We start from the raw sequence: 15,236 nt of genomic DNA on the forward strand, positions 1-15,236 counted from the left end.
GATTTCGTGCTGGCGGATCTGGCCGAGCCATCGAATCCGGATTGAGCCACCGGATCAACTCTCCTGTGAAGTGGTGCTCGACCGATGGACCGCTCGAACATCGGATCGAGGCGAGTGGTTCGGCGTGGACCACGGGCTATTCGCTCGGCGACGAGTCGATCCTCGATCCGATCGAGTAAAACGAGAGCCGTTAGAGCTGCAGTTCGGACGTCGCGTACTCCTCGGGCGAGACGATCTCGCTGTTCATGTCCTGGATCTGGTTGACGGGCGTCAGCGCGTTCTCGTTCTCGCCGTCATCGTTGAATTCGATCGGCGGCATCGCGAGGAGGTGATCTTCCACGCGTATGTTCGAGAGCGCCTCGTTCACGTCGTCCGGATCGGTGCTTCCCGCCTCCTCGATCGCGGCGATCGCGACTTCCGTCGCCGCATACGAGATCCCCCCGACCATGCCGATCTGATCGCCCGTCTCCTCCAGGTAGTCGTCCGAGATTTCGCCGTAGCGATCGAGCGAGTGGTCGACGGTGGTGATCGTGTTGGTGAGTCCGTTGACCGAATCGCCGAGTTCCTGGAAGATGTCGTCGTCGGCGAACGTTGTCGAGGTGCAACAGGCGATGTGGTCCGGCCAGTAGTCCTGTTCTTCCATCGCCTGGATGGCGAGTTGACCGCCCGGGACGTACGACGTGATGCTGATGGCGTCCGGATCGGCCTGTTCGAGTGCGGTAATCTGCGTATCGAGACTCGCCGGGCCGAACGGGTAGGACTGCTCTTCGACGATCTCGACGCCTGCGTCGGGGAGGTGGTCGCGAAGCCCATCGGCGGTCTCCTGTCCGAACGTGTTGTCGACGTACAGCAGGCCGATGGTATCGAACGTACCGCCGGCGTTTCGGATGGCCTCGGGGTGCAACTCGGCGAAGTCGACCGCCTGACCGTACTGGTGAGGCTGCGGTCGGTAGGCGTACTCGAGCCCGCGACCGGTCAGAATGTCTCGATCGGAGCCGACCGTCACGACGAACGGAACCTGTTCACGGTCTGCCTGCTGGGTCGCCGACATCGTCGCCGGCGAGGTGACGGCTCCGAGGACGATGTCCGCGCCGTCGTTTACCAGCTCGGTGGTGATCTCGGCGCCGAGTTCCTGTGCGCCCTGATTGTCGCCTTCGACGACTTCGATCTCCGCGCCGTCGAGCGATTCGATCCCGCCGTTTTCGTTCTTGTGTTTGGCGGCGAGCTTAACGGCCTCATTCGCGTGATTGCCGTCGCGGGCGACGTCTCCCGTTAACGGATGATTCGAACCGATGACTACCGCGTCGGAGTCGTCTTCGCCCATGCAGCCGGCGAGTGCAGCTATCGACGCCGCCCCTGCGGTCGCGGCGAGATATGTACGTCTGGTTGTGTGAGGTGTGCGATCACTCATCTTCAGGTGTGTGCTAACGAGTATGAGGGGATAAAACTTTTGTCAAATCGACAGATAACCGTCTCGACAGCATACAGTCACGGGACTTCGTTCGCTCGCAGATCCGGTCTCCCCGCGGTGGATCGAACGTTCCGCGGACTGAACGCTTATGTAAGTACCAGCCAATGGTCAACCCAGAATGACACGGCGTGAACCCACGGCCGAGCAGTGGTACTTCGAAGAGATCGAGGTCGGAGAGACGTTCGCGATCCCTTCGAAGACGATCACGAACACACACTTCGTCACGTTCGCCGGCCTCACCGGCGACTTCCACCCGATCCACCTAGACGAACACTACGCACGCGAAGAAACCCCGTTCGACAGCCGGGTCGCCCACGGCATGATGATCACGATGTTCACCATCGTCGGTGCCTCTTCGCTCTCGGACCATCTCCACGAGTCGGCGATCGCGTTTCTCAACCAGTCCTCGGGCTTTCTGAATCCGGTATTCGAAGGTGACACGATCTATCCCGAACTCGAAGTGAGCGAGAAAGAAGACAAGGGTGGAAAGGGGATCGTCACCCTCGCCTCTCGCGTCTTCAACCAGAACGACGAACAGGTTCTCGAGGGCGAACTCGAGATCCTGGTAAAAAAGCGCAAGGGTGGCGACTGAGATGGGCGCTGACGCCTACATCGCCGGGGCGTACGAACACCCGACACGCGAGGCGCCGGAGACGTCGACGATGCAACTGCACGCGGCGGTCGCTCGCGGAGCCCTCGACGACGCCGGCCTCTCGCTCGTCGACGTTGACGGCTACCTGACGGCGGGCGTCCCGGAGTACACCTTCGCGCTCCAGCCGCTGACGATGGCCGACTACCTCGGACTCGACGTCTCGTTCGTCGATTCGACCGACGTCGGTGGCTCGTCCTACCTGAGCCACGTCGGCCACGCGGTCTCGGCGATCCGAGACGGCACGTGCGACGTCGCGCTGATCACTCTCGCAGGTCGACCGCGCTCGCGGGCGCAAGCCACCGGTTCCGGCGTTCGGGAACTCCGGACGATGCAAGATAGTTTCGAGCGCATCTACGGCTCGACGCCCATCTCACAGTACGCGATGACCGCGCGTCGCCACGCTCACGAGTACGGAACGACGCGCGAGCAACTGGCGGCGATCCGCGTCGCTGCGTCCCGCCACGCCCAGTACAACGACGACGCGATGTACCCCGACCCGGTCACCGTCGAGGACGTCATCGACTCGCCGCCGGTGGCCGAGCCGCTCCACCTCCTCGACTGTTGTGTCATCTCGGACGGCGGCGGTGCCCTGGTCGTCGTCTCCGAAGAGGTCGCCTCACAGCTAGACCGGGAGGCGGTTCCCGTTCTGGGCCACGGCGAGGCGATCGGCCACCGCGACGGCGGGCGCGCCGACGTGACGCGGACGGCCGCACGCGAGTCGGGATCGCGGGCGTTCGAGGAGGCCGGACTGGAGCCGGCCGACGTCGACTACGTCTCGATCTACGACTCGTTCACCATCACCGTCTTGCTCGCACTCGAGGATCTGGGATTCTGCGAGAAGGGTGCCGGCGGCGAGTTCGTCGAAGGCGGGACGCTCGAAGCGCCCGACGGCGACCTCCCGTTCAACACCGACGGCGGCAGCCTCTGTTCGAACCATCCCGGTAACCGCGGTGGCATGACGAAGGTCATCGAGGCGGTCCGCCAACTGCGTGGCGAGGCGGCCACGCCGGTGCAAGTCGACGCGGACGTGGCGCTCGCCCACGGCACCGGCGGCGTCCTGGGGACGAGACACAGCGCGTCGACGCTCGTGCTCGGGGGGACCGAACCGTGAGCGACGCGTGGGAGCCCCGCCCGGTGCCGGACGTGACGCCGGAGACTGCCGAATACTGGGCGGCCGCCGCCGACGGTGATCTGCTCGTCGGCACCTGTGAGGCGTGCGAGGCCGTATTTCACTACCCGCGGGCCCACTGCCCTGATTGCTTCTCTGAAGCTGTATCGACGACCACGGCCGCGGGCACGGCCCGGCTCTACACGTTCGCTTCACCCGAACGCATCGAGGGCTGGCCAGACGAACATCGACCGCTGATCGTCGCCCAGGTCGAACTCGACGAGGGTCCGCGACTGATCACCAACGTCGTCGATGCCGACCCGTCGGCGCTCTCGATCGGCGACCGAGTCGCGGTCCGGTTCGTCCCGACCGACCGTGACGACGTGGCGATCCCGGTGTTCGAGCCGGTCGACTGAGCGGTTCGTTCGGGTGGCCGACCGGCCCGACTTCGTCCCGAAACTGACGGCTGCCTGACGTCGATTCGTTCGAGCGTAGCCGGGAGGCGTACACTTTTGTGAGTCGCTCGCTTTGAAGCGGCTGTATGCCACAAGTCGTAGGTATCGACCACGTCGGTATCGCGGTTACCGATCTGGACGAAGCGGTCGAGACGTTCGAGTCGCTGCTCGGCGACGACGCCGAGGTCCACCGAATCGATCCGGGCAAAGAGTACGACGACGACGGAAACGTCGTCGAGGAGATTCGATTCGCCTACCTCGATTCCGGTAACGGCGTCATGCTCGAACTCATGCAGCCGGGGACGGTCGGCGAAGGTGCGATCGGACGCTACCTCGAACAAAACGGCGAGGGGATCCACCACGTGAGCATGTGGGTCGAACCGAAGAGCGAGTTCGCCCAGTTCTTCGAGGTGCTCTCGGAACTCGGCTTCGCGACCGTCGGCGACGAACCCTGGCGATCGGATCCGCGCGCAGAGCGCGACAACGTCTACACCTACCTCCACCCGAAGTCCGCCCACGGTACCCTGATCGAACTCATCTCGCCGTACGAGGTCGAAGACGGCGTCATGCAGACCCGGGAGACGGCCGAAGACGCCGGGCGCGACTGGCCGATCGATGGCTGAATCGACGCGACCTGCTCGCCGATGAGCCTCGAACACGAGTGGACGGTTCGCTTCGGCGACGTCGACCTCGCGGGCGTGATCTACTATCCTGGACTCTTCGATCGCTTCGTCCGGACCGTCGAGGACGCCATGGCCGCGGCCGGCTACCCGTTCGCGACGATGCTCGAAGACGCCGTCGGGATGCCGATCGTCCACGCAGAGGCCGACCTCCATCGGCCGATCCGACTCGGCGAGACGGTGACGATCGCGGTGACGCCGACTGTCGGCGAGACGTCGGTTCGCTTCGCATTCGAGTGTACCGTCGACGGCGACGTCGTCGCCGAGGGCGAGCAGGTCCAGACACTGATCGACCTCGAGTCGTTCGACCCGATCGCGGTCCCCGACGACCTCGCCGTCGCGCTCGAAGCGCTCGGGGCGGACGATTGACATCCCGAGGCGCGTACTGTTGACCGACGCGCGCCGATTCAACCGAGTGGTTCCAACCGCGAGCCCGGAACCGATCGCCTTCGAGTGGTCCAAAGATTCAACACCGTTCGCCACCCAGTCGCGTCAATGACGGCTTCGAACGGTGGAACCGTCCGTTACACTGCCGAGGGACCGATCGCGACCATCGTCTTCGACCGTCCGTCGCGTCGAAACGCGCTCACCCGCGAGATGGTAGAGACGTTTCTCGCGTCGATTCGGGCGGCCGAGGAGCGACCGGAGATCAGAGCGATCGTCGTCGCCGGTGCCGATGGCGACTTCTGTGCGGGCGGCGACATCGACGAGCTGATTCCAGCGTACGTCGACGACATCGACGACGAGTCGTTCGGGCCGGACGACGAACTGTTCGCCTTCGCCCTTCGGTACGAGTCGATTTCGACGCCGATCGTCGCGGCGGTCACCGGTGCCTGCATCGGGGCCGGGATGGAACTGCTCCACGCGACCGATATCAGGATCGCCGGCGAGTCGGCCGAATTCGGCCACCAGGAGCCGCGGTGGGGGCTGTTTCCCGCCGGCGGTGCCACGGTTCGCCTGCCGCGGCAGGTGCCCTACTGTCGAGCGATGGAGTACCTGCTGACCGGCGATCGATTCGACGCCGAACACGCCCGCCAGGCCGGTCTGGTCAACGAGGTCGTCCCCTCGGCGGACGTCCGAGACCGGGCCCGCACCGTCGCCGAGTCGATCGCTGCGAACAGTCCGACAGCCGTCGCAGCGATCAAGTCGTCCGTCGTGGGCGGTCTCGACCGACGGATGACGGACGCGTTCGCCCTCGAAGCTGAACTGGCCCGGGAAGCCTGGACGAGCGCCGACGCCGCGGAGGGAATCGCCGCGTTCCGCGAGGGGCGACCACCGTCGTTCGACGATGGCTCGTCCGACGCCGACTGACGCACCGTCGAGCGATCGCTGATACGGACCGTCGAACGACTCACCCAACGCTTAACCCCGGAGGCGTGAATCTGTGTAACGACACCGATACTCATGGGTTTCGAGCTAACGCCAGAACACGAACTGATTCAACAGACCGTCTCGGAGATCGCCGGCCAGTACGACGAGTCCTACTGGCAGGACGTGCGGATGAACGAGCGATTCGCCGAGGAACTCTACCAGGATCTGGCCGACGGCGGCTGGCTGGGACTGCCGTTTCCGGAGGAACTGGGCGGCGAGGAGATGGGGCTCACCGAGGTCGTTCTCGTGATGGAGGCGCTCGCCGAAGAGGGTGCCTGGGAACTCTCCGGGGCGCTCATTCTCAGCCTGATCTTCGGGGGAATCGGCCTCGTCGAACACGGGACGGACGAACAGATTTCCCGTTACGTTCCGGACATCATCGACGGCAAGAGCAAGTGGGCGATCGCCGTCACCGAACCAGACGCCGGGTCGAACACGGCGAACATCTCGACCGTCGCCGAGCGAGACGGCGACGAGTTCGTCGTCAACGGCCACAAGCAGTTCATCTCCGGACTCGAACTGGCCGACCGGATGCTGTTACTCGCCCGAACCGCCCCGCCGGGCGAGGGAGACTCCCCGTTCGACGGGATGACGATGTTCATCGTCGATCCCGAAGCCGACGGCGTCGAGTACAGTGAGATTCCACTCGACATCTACTATCGCGACCGGACGTTCGACGTACACCTAGACGACGTCCGACTCGCCGAAGACCAGGTTCTGGGGGAGGTTGGCGAGGGGATGTACCAGATGTTCGCGACGCTCAACACCGAGCGGATCACGGCTGCCGCCGAGGCGTGGGGAATGGGCCGCTGGTCGCTCGACCGGGCGGTAGCGCAGGCGAACGAACGGGTCGTCTGGGACGAACCGATCGGCGCCCATCAGGCCATCCAGCACCCACTGGCGGACGCGCACGCTGATCTCGTCTCCTCGAAACACCTCACTCGGGAGGCGGCCTGGCGCTACGACAACGACGTGGGCAACGTCGGCGAAATCTCGAACATCGCGAACCTGCAGGCAGGAAAGGCCGCCTGGGCGGCGTGCGAGGCCGCGATGACGACGTTCGGAGGGATGTCGGTTGCCGCCGAACTCGGCCTCGGCGCTGCCTGGGGAACAGTCCGTCACTACCGGACGGCCCCGGTTTCCGAAGAGATGATCAGAAACTACATCGCCCAGCACTCGCTGGGACTTCCCCGGTCGTACTGACGTGTTCGGTCGTTCGTCCCCGTCGCGACCGTCTGCCGACGGTAACTCGTCTTGCAGCGAGACACTCTCGTCGCGTGCCGATGCGAAAACTAATATATACGTGGCTTGCTATCGTTTTTCTGTGTCACGCCATCGTGGGGCACGGAATCCCGTAATGAGTCACGCGAACACGACCGTCTCTGGAGTGGAATCGAACGGTCTCGCCCGGCGATCTCGGTTCTCGGTCAGCCGACCGGCCGGGTGCGAACCGAGTTACCGGCGAACGCCGGTCGTCAACCGCACTCGTCGTCGGTCTCTCACCCACCGCTCACGAGCCACTCGTCCGGCCGGCCCGCCAGCTCACCCACCGACGCCGAACGTCGCGGTCGGTCGACGCCGATCCGGTGAGCCGACATGATCGAACTCGCCGTCGCCGTCGATCCGACGACGTTTACAACCGCACCGGCTATGACGCTGTGGGAGCGGACGATCGGCCCGCTGGTAGACCTCGGAAGCGACGTCAGAAGCGGGAACACGGTCCTGTTCACCCTGCTCGTCCAGGGGATCTTGCTGGGTGGCATCTACGGTCTCGTCGCGCTCGGATTGACGATGATCTTCGGTGTGATGGACGTCATCAACTTCGCCCACGGGGCGTTTCTCGCGATCGGCATGTACTTTTCGTACGTTGTGTTCACGTCGTTCGGTCTCTCACCGCTGGTTTCGCTTCCGCTCGCGTTCGTCGCGCTCTTCGTACTCGGCATGGCAATCGAGCGCGCGACGATCGAACCCATCATCGACGCGCCCGCCCAGAGCCAGATCATCATCACCCTCGGGCTCTGGTTCATTATCGAAGCGCTCATCGAAATCGCGTTCTCGCCGAACCCGCAGTCGATTCACGGCTCCTACGGTTCGTTCTCGATCGCCGGCATCTCGATCGCCGAGGGCCGGTTTTACTCGCTCGTGGTCGCCGTCATCGCGATGGTCGCAACCTGGGGCTTTCTCTACTACACTGACATGGGCCGGATGATCAGAGGGACGGCCGACAACCGCGTCGGTGCCCGCTACGTCGGCATCGACGTGCGAAAGATCAACTACACCACGTTCGGGATCGGCGCCGCGCTGGCCGGCGTCGCGGGGGCGGCGATCACGATGGTCAGACCGTTCGACCCGTACACGGGGGAGATCTACCTCATCAACGCGTTCATCGTCGTCGTCCTCGGCGGCCTCGGCTCGCTTCCGGGGGCGATCGTCGCCGGTCTCATCATCGGCATGGTCGAGGTCTTCGGCTCGTACTACTACCCGCGCACGATGTACCAGATGCTCATCTTCCTGATCTTCATCGCGACGCTGCTGTTGAAACCGTCCGGTCTCTTCGGGAGTGATCACCATGAGTAGCCCGCTGGCCACGCTGACGGCACGCTATCACGGCCTGAGCGATGGTCGACGTGGATTCGTCCGCGGCGCTACGGGGATGGGGCTACTCGCCGCGCTCCCGGTGATAATCTCGATTAGCGTTCTCGGCGTCTCGATCGATCAGTGGATCTCGATGCGCATGCTGGTGTTGACGGTCATCTTCGCGTTCGCCGCCCAGGCATGGAACGTCATGTCGGGGTACACCGGCCTCTTCTCGTTCGGACACGCCGTCTTCTTCGGGACCGGCGCCTACGCGACCCAGTTGCTGTTGAACGACTTCGGGATCAATCCGTGGATCGGGATGATCGTCGGTGCGATCATCGCGATGGGGATCGGCCTCCTGATCGGGTGGCTCACGTTCCGGTTCGAAGTCGAGGGTCACTACTTCGCGTTGACCACCTTCGCGTTCGCCGAACTCGCCCGCCACACCGTCAACAACTCACCAGAGCTGAACGGACCGAACGGCTACTTCCTGCCGCTTCCGAACGAGTACGCGTCCGACTACGGGTTGCTCGCCTTCCAGTTCCGGTCGGACACGGAGTACTACTACGTCGCGCTCGCGTTCCTGGCGCTGATGACGCTGCTCGCCTGGCAGATCAAGCGCTCGTGGATCGGCCTGTACATGTTCGCGATCAGAGAAGACGAGCAGGCGGCCCGAAGTATCGGGGTGCCGACCTACCGGTACAAGATGCTGGGGATCGCCATCAGCGGCTTCTTCACCGCCTGGGCCGGCGCGTTCTGGAGCATGTACTTTTCGAGCATTCGTCCCGGAACGGTCTTCGACCTCTTCATCAACGTCGAGGTGCTCCTTCCGGCCGTGATCGGCGGACTCGGGACGGTGGCCGGCCCGATCGTGGGCTCGTTCCTGATAACGCCGCTCTCGGAGGTGCTTCGTCAGACGATCGGCGTTCCCGGCGTCGATCTGATCATCTACGGGATCTTGCTCGTCTTGATCCCGATCTACACGCCGCGAGGGATCATCTTCTGGCCGGAGAAGATCCGCGGCGTGATTCGCCGTCGCCGAACCCGGGGAGGTGACACCGATGAGTAACGGAACAACCGACACGAGAGCCGTATCGAGCGAGGAGACGACCGGCGAGACCATCCTTCGAACGGAGGGGCTTACGAAGCACTTCGGCGGGCTAACGGCGCTCTCGGACGTCGACGTTCACATCGACGCCGGCGAAATCGTCGGCTTGATCGGACCGAACGGCGCCGGAAAGACGACGCTCTTTCACTGTATCAGCGGCGTTCATACGCCCTCCGAGGGACGCGTCTGGCTCCACGGTGAGGAGATCACGACCGCTCCGTCCGAACGCATCGCGAACGCCGGACTGACCCGGACCTTCCAGCACACACGTCCGATCGAGGAACTGACTGTACTCGAGAACGTGATGATCGGCGCGCACACGAGCGAAAAGCGCCGGTCGAAAGCGAGAGAGACAGCGCGTTCGTGGCTCGAATTCGTCGATCTGGCCGACCACGCGGACGAATCGGCCGGCGATCTCACCGTCGGTAGCCAGAAGATCATGGAACTGGCTCGCGCCCTGGCGACCGAACCCGAACTGATCCTCGTCGACGAGATTATGGCCGGATTGACGCCGAGTGAGAAGAACGACATCCTCGACATCTTCGAGCGGATTCGGGCGAACGGGACGAGTCTCGTCGTGATCGAACACGACCTCGCAGCGATGTTCCGGATCAGCGACCGTGTCATCGTTCTCGATCAGGGAGGCGTCCTCTCGACGGGAACGCCCGAGGAGATTCAGACGGATCAGGCGGTTATCGACAGTTACATCGGTGAGTACGATGCGTGAACAATCCCAGACCGACGTGGAGAGTCGCCCCCCAGACCAGTCGCTGCTTTCGATGGAGAACGTCGTCTCCGGCTACGGTGACGTAATGATCCTAGACGAGGTGTCGCTGCGAATCGACGCCGGCGAGATCGTCGCGCTGATCGGCTCGAACGGCGTCGGTAAGTCGACCACGACCAAGACGATCGGCGGATTCATCCCGACCCGCTCCGGCGAGATCCACTTCGACGGTGAGCGCATCGACGGGCTCGACCCGTCGGAGATCGTCGAGCGCGGGATCGTCCAGGTGCCAGAGCGCCGTGAACTGTTCACCGGTATGAGCGTCGAGGAGAACCTGTTACTCGGCGGTCTCTCTTCGGAGGCGAAAGAAAAACGCGAGGAGACGCTCGAACGCGTCTACGAGATCTTCCCGAAACTCGCAAAGCGGACCGACCAGCGAGCGGGCACGATGAGTGGCGGCGAACAGCAGATGCTCGCACTCGCCCGGGCGTTCATGGCACACCCGCGCCTGGTGATCCTCGACGAACCATCGATGGGGCTGGCCCCGAAGATCATCGAGGACGTCTTCGACGCCATCAGACAGTTCCACGACGAGGGGATTACCGTCTTCATCATCGAGCAGAACATCGCTCAGACGTTAGAACTCGCAGAACGCGGCTACGTTATGGAGAACGGCCGCATCGTGATGGAGGGATCCGGCGACGAACTGCTTGAGAACGACGAGGTCGTCGAGCGCTACCTCGGCATGTGAGCATCGAGTCGGTCCCAGACTCGCGTTAGTAAGATATTGATGAATACTAACGGTCGGCCGGATGCGATGGTTGGCCCTGGCTCGATGGCCGTCAGTGTGTCATCGATCACAACACCGATCAGGGGCGGACGGCGCAGTCGGCTGCCGTCACCTCGATGAACGCCGGTGTTCGTTGACCGTCGCCGGCGGGCGAACGGCCTCGCCGGTCGATCGATTCTCCTGCCGTCCCAATCGATCGATGAGTCGTCTAGCGAGTGGTTCGAGGGCTGATTGGGTCGATTCCACTCCGACGTCACCGGCCTTGGTAGGTGCTCACTGGTCGGCGCGTCGATGGGTCACGGTCACCGGCCGTTCGGCCACTCTCACCGTGGCTACTGGCGCGAACTGGTAGTTTCTTCAGCAATCGTCGCTATGGCTGGCCTCGCCCGGCAGGAGTTCTCGTCGGAGCTCGTAGACGTACTGTGGGTGATACGAGACGCCGAACGCCTCGGCGATGTGGGCCCGAAGCTCCGGGCCCGTCATCGATGGCTCCTCCGCGAGACGCGCCTCGATCTTAGCCCGTTGTCCATCATCGAGCCTCGGCGGTCGGCCGGGCCGGTCGTCCGGAACGAGTCCGTCCGGCCCGTCCGCGTTCCAGCGCTCGGTCCACCGGCTGGCCGTCGGTTGTGAGGCGCCGACGCGAGCCGCTGCTTCGGCGAGCGTATCGCCGTGGTAGAGGTTCTTGACGAAACAGAGTCGGCGAACCAGCTCGGGATCGTCCGCCGCGACCAACCGCGCGTCGAGGTCGTCCGGCTCGAGGTGACGTTCGATACGTTTCCGACGTGACCGGGTCATACACACGCCACTTAAAATTCAATACTTATCTTACTTTCGCTTTCACACGCCCCGCACGAGCCCGTCGCGATTCGACCGATCACCGGCGGTCGCTCAGTCCGAACCGTCGAACCTCGCCTATCGCCGCGCCGAGTCTATCCTCGGTCGGCCGCCGCGACGGCTCGATGTCGGACGGAAGCGCCGTCCACGACCCGGCTGGTTCGGGCGTACAGAGTCCCTCTGCGAGCATCTGGACCTGTGACCGACCGGTCGCCGGCGTCTCCATCGTCAGCTCTTGCATTCGGGCGAGCAGTCGATGGGCGGCGATCGGAAGCCGAACCGTCCGGGGCTCGCGGTCGATCGCCCGACCGATTCGCCGGACGAACGTCTCGAGCGTGAGCGTCTCCGGGCCGACGACCGGCACCGTCCGATCGGCCAACCGGCGATCGGAGAGCGCGGCGACGAGCACGCCGACGACGTCGGAGACCGCCACCGGCCGCATCCGCTTCTCGGAGCGTCCGACGAGGCCGAAGACGGGAACCGTCGCGAGCGTGCGCGAAACCTGGGTGAGGACGTGATCGCCCGGTCCGTAGGTGAGTCCGATCTTGCAGACGGTGTGTTCGATCGGCGAGGCCCGGATCAGTTGCTCGCTCGCCCACTTCGTCTCGTGGTACGCCGAGCCGGCGTCCGGTCGCGCCTTCAGAAAACTCGAGAGGGCGAGCCGGTCGACGTCAGTCGCTCGCGCCGCCTCGAGCACCGCCCGCGTTCCCTCGACGTGGACGCGTTCGAACGTCTGGTCGCCGCGCTCGAACGCGATGCCGGCGAGGTGGGCGACGGCCGAAGCCGCCGAAAACGCCGCCTCCAGCGCCTCTTGGTCGTCGACGGCCGCCTCGACGAGGGAGATGCCGTCAGCGTCGAGTCGGTCCGGGGCGTCGGTCGCGCCGCGCGAGACGACGATTACCTCGTGACCGGCGTCCGCGAGACGCCGGCTCAGGTGCGAGCCGATGAATCCCGTTCCGCCGGTGACCGCAACGTGCATGCGTTCACTCCGTCGCCCGGTCACTTGAAATCGGTCACTCCGTTCACTGGCATCGTCGAACCGGTCTCGAACGGGCGCCGCCCCGCGACGCCGGTCGGGCTTGCACGTCCCGGGTGAGTGATTAGCCCCATCCGGCTCGACGGACGAGACGTGCCACTCTCGAAACTCCTCGGTTCGAAGACGACTCGTTCGATCACCGTCGTGTCGGTCATCTACCAGGCCGGACGGGCGATGAAGCGGGGTCAGCGGACCCGCGCGGCGATCTGGCTCGGCGTGGCCGTGCTCGCCTGGAAGTGGGCCATTATCGGTCTCGCCGCCCAGGGAGCGCTCTCGATCGTCCGCGGCGGGAAAGACCGTCAGCCGGTCGCGGCCTGACCGTTCCGTTTCCGCGATTCCCCCGTCAAAACCCGTGCTCGCCGTTCGCGACGGTCTCCAGGTCGTCTTCTTGCACGGCTTCGCTGTCGTAATGGCCGTCGGGGCCGCGACCCTCGGCGCCGCGGGCCTCGTCGTCGGAGAGCGAGAGCGTGTAGGCGCCGGTGAGGCTGTCGCTGACGAAGACGACGTCGCGCGCCTCGTTGTACGTCGCGCCCCAGGCGAACGGCGGGGAGGCGATGCCGATCGAATTGTCGGCGTCCCCCGAGAGGTCGCTCGCACCGGAGACGGTGGCGATGCGCTCCGTCGGCGTCGGTTCGCGCGGATCGGTGAGGTTGCAGACCCACGCCCCCTGGCGGTAGCCGCCGTCGACCAACAGCGTCTCGTCTCCCCTCGGGACGACGTCGTGAAAGTGCGTCGTCCACCAGAACGATTCGTTCGTCGCCATCTCTCGGGCGTCCGGCGAGTGGGTAAAGCCGATGGGTTGTGGATCCTCTAGCGAGCCCTCGTCCCAGCCGATGTCGAAAACGTGCTTACCGCCGGGCATCCCCGTCTGCGTCTCGTCGCCGATGACCGCCAGATCGCGTTCCGGGTCGTAACCGGCCTGGTGACAGTGTTCGAACCCCGGTTCGCCGAGGGCCGTGTAATCCGGCTGGTCGTCGTATTCGAACTGTCCGAGCACCTGCAGGTCGTACGGATCCGACGCGTCGTAGATGACGTACCCCTCGGCCGCCCCGTGGATGTACGCCGCGTGGACCACGTCGCGAACGGGATCGTACTCGACGTCGTGACAGCCGCCGGTCGGACCGACCTGATCGACGATTTCGGGGGCGTCGGGCGAACTCACGTCGACGGTGAACACGCCGGTATCCGTGTTCGACACGTGGTCGACGAGGTAGATGACCGGTTCCGTCGGGTGGGTCGTCAGCCGGTGGACGCCCGTATTCGGCGTCTCGAGCGAGGCGACGATCTCTGGTTCCTCGGGCGAGCCGTCGCGCCAGCCGAAGTCGACCACTTCGATCCCTTCTATCGATCCTTCCTGAGATCGATAGTAGAGCCCGTCCTCGTGTGCGTCGAACTCGACGGCGTTCGTCCTGGTGGCCGGATCGGCCGTCTCCAGCCCGTGAGCGATCGCGGGTTCTTCGAGGTCGTCCAGGTCGACGAGCGTGCTGGCGATGTCGCTCCGATCGGTCGGGAAGCCGCCAAGGACGCCCCATTCGCCGTCGGGGCTGATCGCGCCGTAGGTGTAGAACGCGTCCGAACTCCCGGTCGCGTGGCCGAGGGGGTCGATCCGGCCGGCGACGCCCTCGCCGGATCGGGCGTGGTCGGGTCGGTCGGGCGACGGCGTCGAGCCGCCGTCGTCACCTGTATCGCCATCATCGTTCGCGTCGTCTCCACCGGTACACCCCGCCAGCGCGAGCGAGAGCGCACCGGCGGTCCCGGAGAGCACGCGTCGTCGGTTCACAAACTCGATAACCCGAACCGGGAAAATAAGTCTACCCCTCGTTCTCGGAGCTGATCGCTCGACTCGCCGGGATCGCCGTACTCGTACTCCTCGTCGGGATCCTCGACGCCTTCGGTGCGCGAGCCGACCCACGCGCCCAGCGCGAGCCCGTAGACGAGGTGTGCCGCGTGAAAGAGCGCGAGTTCGTCCGCGTCGAGTTCGAGGCCGAGCAGCTCCTTTAACATGATCTGTGAGCCGAACGCGGAGAGGCCCATGCCGAACACCGACCCCCAGAGCAGCCCGCGCTGCTCGGGCTCGATCGCCTCCTCAGCATCTTGGAGCGCGAACAGGCCGCCGAAGACCGCACCCGCGCTCGTCCCGTAGACGAGGTGGAGAGCGATCCCGGCGACCTGGTGGTCGTCCGGTTCTCCACCGCCGACGTACCTCGACCAGAAGTGCGCGGAGGGCGGAAGCGAGCGCATGATCGGGAGGCGAAACGCCGTCATGATCAGCGTGGCGACGAAGCCCGCCTGTAGCCCGCGGAGACTCGCCGAACGAACGCGAGCCAGCCGCGACGACGAGTCACCAAGGGGTACCTCGTCGCTCGATACTCCAAGCTGACGACGAACGAGATCCGTAACGACGACCATACCGGCGGATCGACGGACGGC

Annotated in this window: 17 protein-coding genes; 12 read left to right on the top strand and 5 right to left on the bottom strand. The window is 64.7% G+C overall.

Annotated elements, in window-relative coordinates; translation table 11 throughout:
* Positions 1 to 190: 190 nt before the first annotated feature.
* Positions 191 to 1,411, bottom strand: a complete 1,221-nt coding sequence (locus tag NKH31_RS09415) for an ABC transporter substrate-binding protein (RefSeq protein WP_254861534.1) — start codon at positions 1,409 to 1,411, stop codon at positions 191 to 193.
* Between the two features lie 178 nt (positions 1,412 to 1,589).
* Here NKH31_RS09415 and NKH31_RS09420 point away from each other — a divergent pair, with 178 nt between their 5' ends.
* The 11 genes from NKH31_RS09420 to NKH31_RS09470 all read left to right on the top strand — a co-directional run bounded on the left by NKH31_RS09420 (position 1,590) and on the right by NKH31_RS09470 (position 10,897).
* Positions 1,590 to 2,063, top strand: a complete 474-nt coding sequence (locus NKH31_RS09420; RefSeq protein WP_254861535.1) for a MaoC family dehydratase — start codon at positions 1,590 to 1,592, stop codon at positions 2,061 to 2,063.
* A 1-nt stretch (position 2,064) separates the two neighbouring features.
* Positions 2,065 to 3,234: a thiolase domain-containing protein gene (locus NKH31_RS09425; RefSeq protein WP_254861536.1), complete on the top strand. Its 1,170-nt coding sequence runs from the start codon at positions 2,065 to 2,067 to the stop codon at positions 3,232 to 3,234.
* Positions 3,231 to 3,647 (top strand): Zn-ribbon domain-containing OB-fold protein, encoded by a 417-nt coding sequence (locus NKH31_RS09430; protein WP_254861537.1) that lies wholly within the window; start codon positions 3,231 to 3,233, stop codon positions 3,645 to 3,647. Before NKH31_RS09425 ends, NKH31_RS09430 begins: the two co-directional genes overlap by 4 nt.
* A gap of 125 nt (positions 3,648 to 3,772) precedes the next feature.
* Complete coding sequence (locus tag NKH31_RS09435) at positions 3,773 to 4,309, top strand: VOC family protein (protein WP_254861538.1); 537 nt, start codon at positions 3,773 to 3,775, stop codon at positions 4,307 to 4,309.
* A gap of 21 nt (positions 4,310 to 4,330) precedes the next feature.
* Positions 4,331 to 4,735, top strand: coding sequence for an acyl-CoA thioesterase (locus NKH31_RS09440; protein WP_254861539.1), 405 nt, complete (start codon positions 4,331 to 4,333; stop codon positions 4,733 to 4,735).
* Positions 4,736 to 4,861: 126 nt separating this feature from the next.
* Positions 4,862 to 5,677 (top strand): enoyl-CoA hydratase/isomerase family protein, encoded by an 816-nt coding sequence (locus NKH31_RS09445; protein WP_254861540.1) that lies wholly within the window; start codon positions 4,862 to 4,864, stop codon positions 5,675 to 5,677.
* 93 nt (positions 5,678 to 5,770) lie between these two features.
* Positions 5,771 to 6,940, top strand: a complete 1,170-nt coding sequence (locus NKH31_RS09450; protein ID WP_254861541.1) for an acyl-CoA dehydrogenase family protein — start codon at positions 5,771 to 5,773, stop codon at positions 6,938 to 6,940.
* Positions 6,941 to 7,333: 393 nt separating this feature from the next.
* Positions 7,334 to 8,314 (top strand): branched-chain amino acid ABC transporter permease, encoded by a 981-nt coding sequence (locus NKH31_RS09455; RefSeq protein ID WP_254861542.1) that lies wholly within the window; start codon positions 7,334 to 7,336, stop codon positions 8,312 to 8,314.
* Entirely contained in the window at positions 8,307 to 9,383 is a 1,077-nt protein-coding gene (locus tag NKH31_RS09460; protein ID WP_254861543.1) for a branched-chain amino acid ABC transporter permease, read from the top strand. The genes NKH31_RS09455 and NKH31_RS09460 overlap by 8 nt, the downstream gene beginning before the upstream one ends.
* A complete protein-coding gene (locus NKH31_RS09465) occupies positions 9,376 to 10,149 on the top strand; it encodes an ABC transporter ATP-binding protein (protein WP_254861544.1) in 774 nt (257 codons plus the stop codon). Before NKH31_RS09460 ends, NKH31_RS09465 begins: the two co-directional genes overlap by 8 nt.
* A complete protein-coding gene (locus NKH31_RS09470) occupies positions 10,142 to 10,897 on the top strand; it encodes an ABC transporter ATP-binding protein (RefSeq protein ID WP_254861545.1) in 756 nt (251 codons plus the stop codon). The genes NKH31_RS09465 and NKH31_RS09470 overlap by 8 nt, the downstream gene beginning before the upstream one ends.
* Positions 10,898 to 11,293: 396 nt before the next feature.
* Here the strand turns inward: NKH31_RS09470 and NKH31_RS09475 are convergent, their stop codons facing one another.
* Entirely contained in the window at positions 11,294 to 11,731 is a 438-nt protein-coding gene (locus tag NKH31_RS09475; RefSeq protein ID WP_254861546.1) for a helix-turn-helix domain-containing protein, read from the bottom strand.
* 79 nt (positions 11,732 to 11,810) lie between these two features.
* Complete coding sequence (locus tag NKH31_RS09480) at positions 11,811 to 12,749, bottom strand: NAD-dependent epimerase/dehydratase family protein (RefSeq protein WP_254861547.1); 939 nt, start codon at positions 12,747 to 12,749, stop codon at positions 11,811 to 11,813.
* Between the two features lie 150 nt (positions 12,750 to 12,899).
* On the opposite strand from NKH31_RS09480, the gene NKH31_RS09485 reads away from it, so the two are divergent.
* The gene (locus tag NKH31_RS09485; protein ID WP_254861548.1) at positions 12,900 to 13,124 is read left to right on the top strand and encodes a hypothetical protein; all 225 of its coding nucleotides are present in this window, start codon (positions 12,900 to 12,902) and stop codon (positions 13,122 to 13,124) included.
* Between the two features lie 25 nt (positions 13,125 to 13,149).
* Here NKH31_RS09485 and NKH31_RS09490 read toward each other — a convergent pair whose 3' ends face one another.
* A complete protein-coding gene (locus NKH31_RS09490) occupies positions 13,150 to 14,586 on the bottom strand; it encodes an LVIVD repeat-containing protein (RefSeq protein WP_254861549.1) in 1,437 nt (478 codons plus the stop codon).
* The gene (locus tag NKH31_RS09495; RefSeq protein ID WP_254861550.1) at positions 14,583 to 15,215 is read right to left on the bottom strand and encodes a DUF6789 family protein; all 633 of its coding nucleotides are present in this window, start codon (positions 15,213 to 15,215) and stop codon (positions 14,583 to 14,585) included. Before NKH31_RS09495 ends, NKH31_RS09490 begins: the two co-directional genes overlap by 4 nt.
* Positions 15,216 to 15,236: the final 21 nt, after the last annotated feature.

Source organism: Halovivax gelatinilyticus (assembly GCF_024300625.1).
GTDB lineage: Archaea > Halobacteriota > Halobacteria > Halobacteriales > Natrialbaceae > Halovivax > Halovivax gelatinilyticus.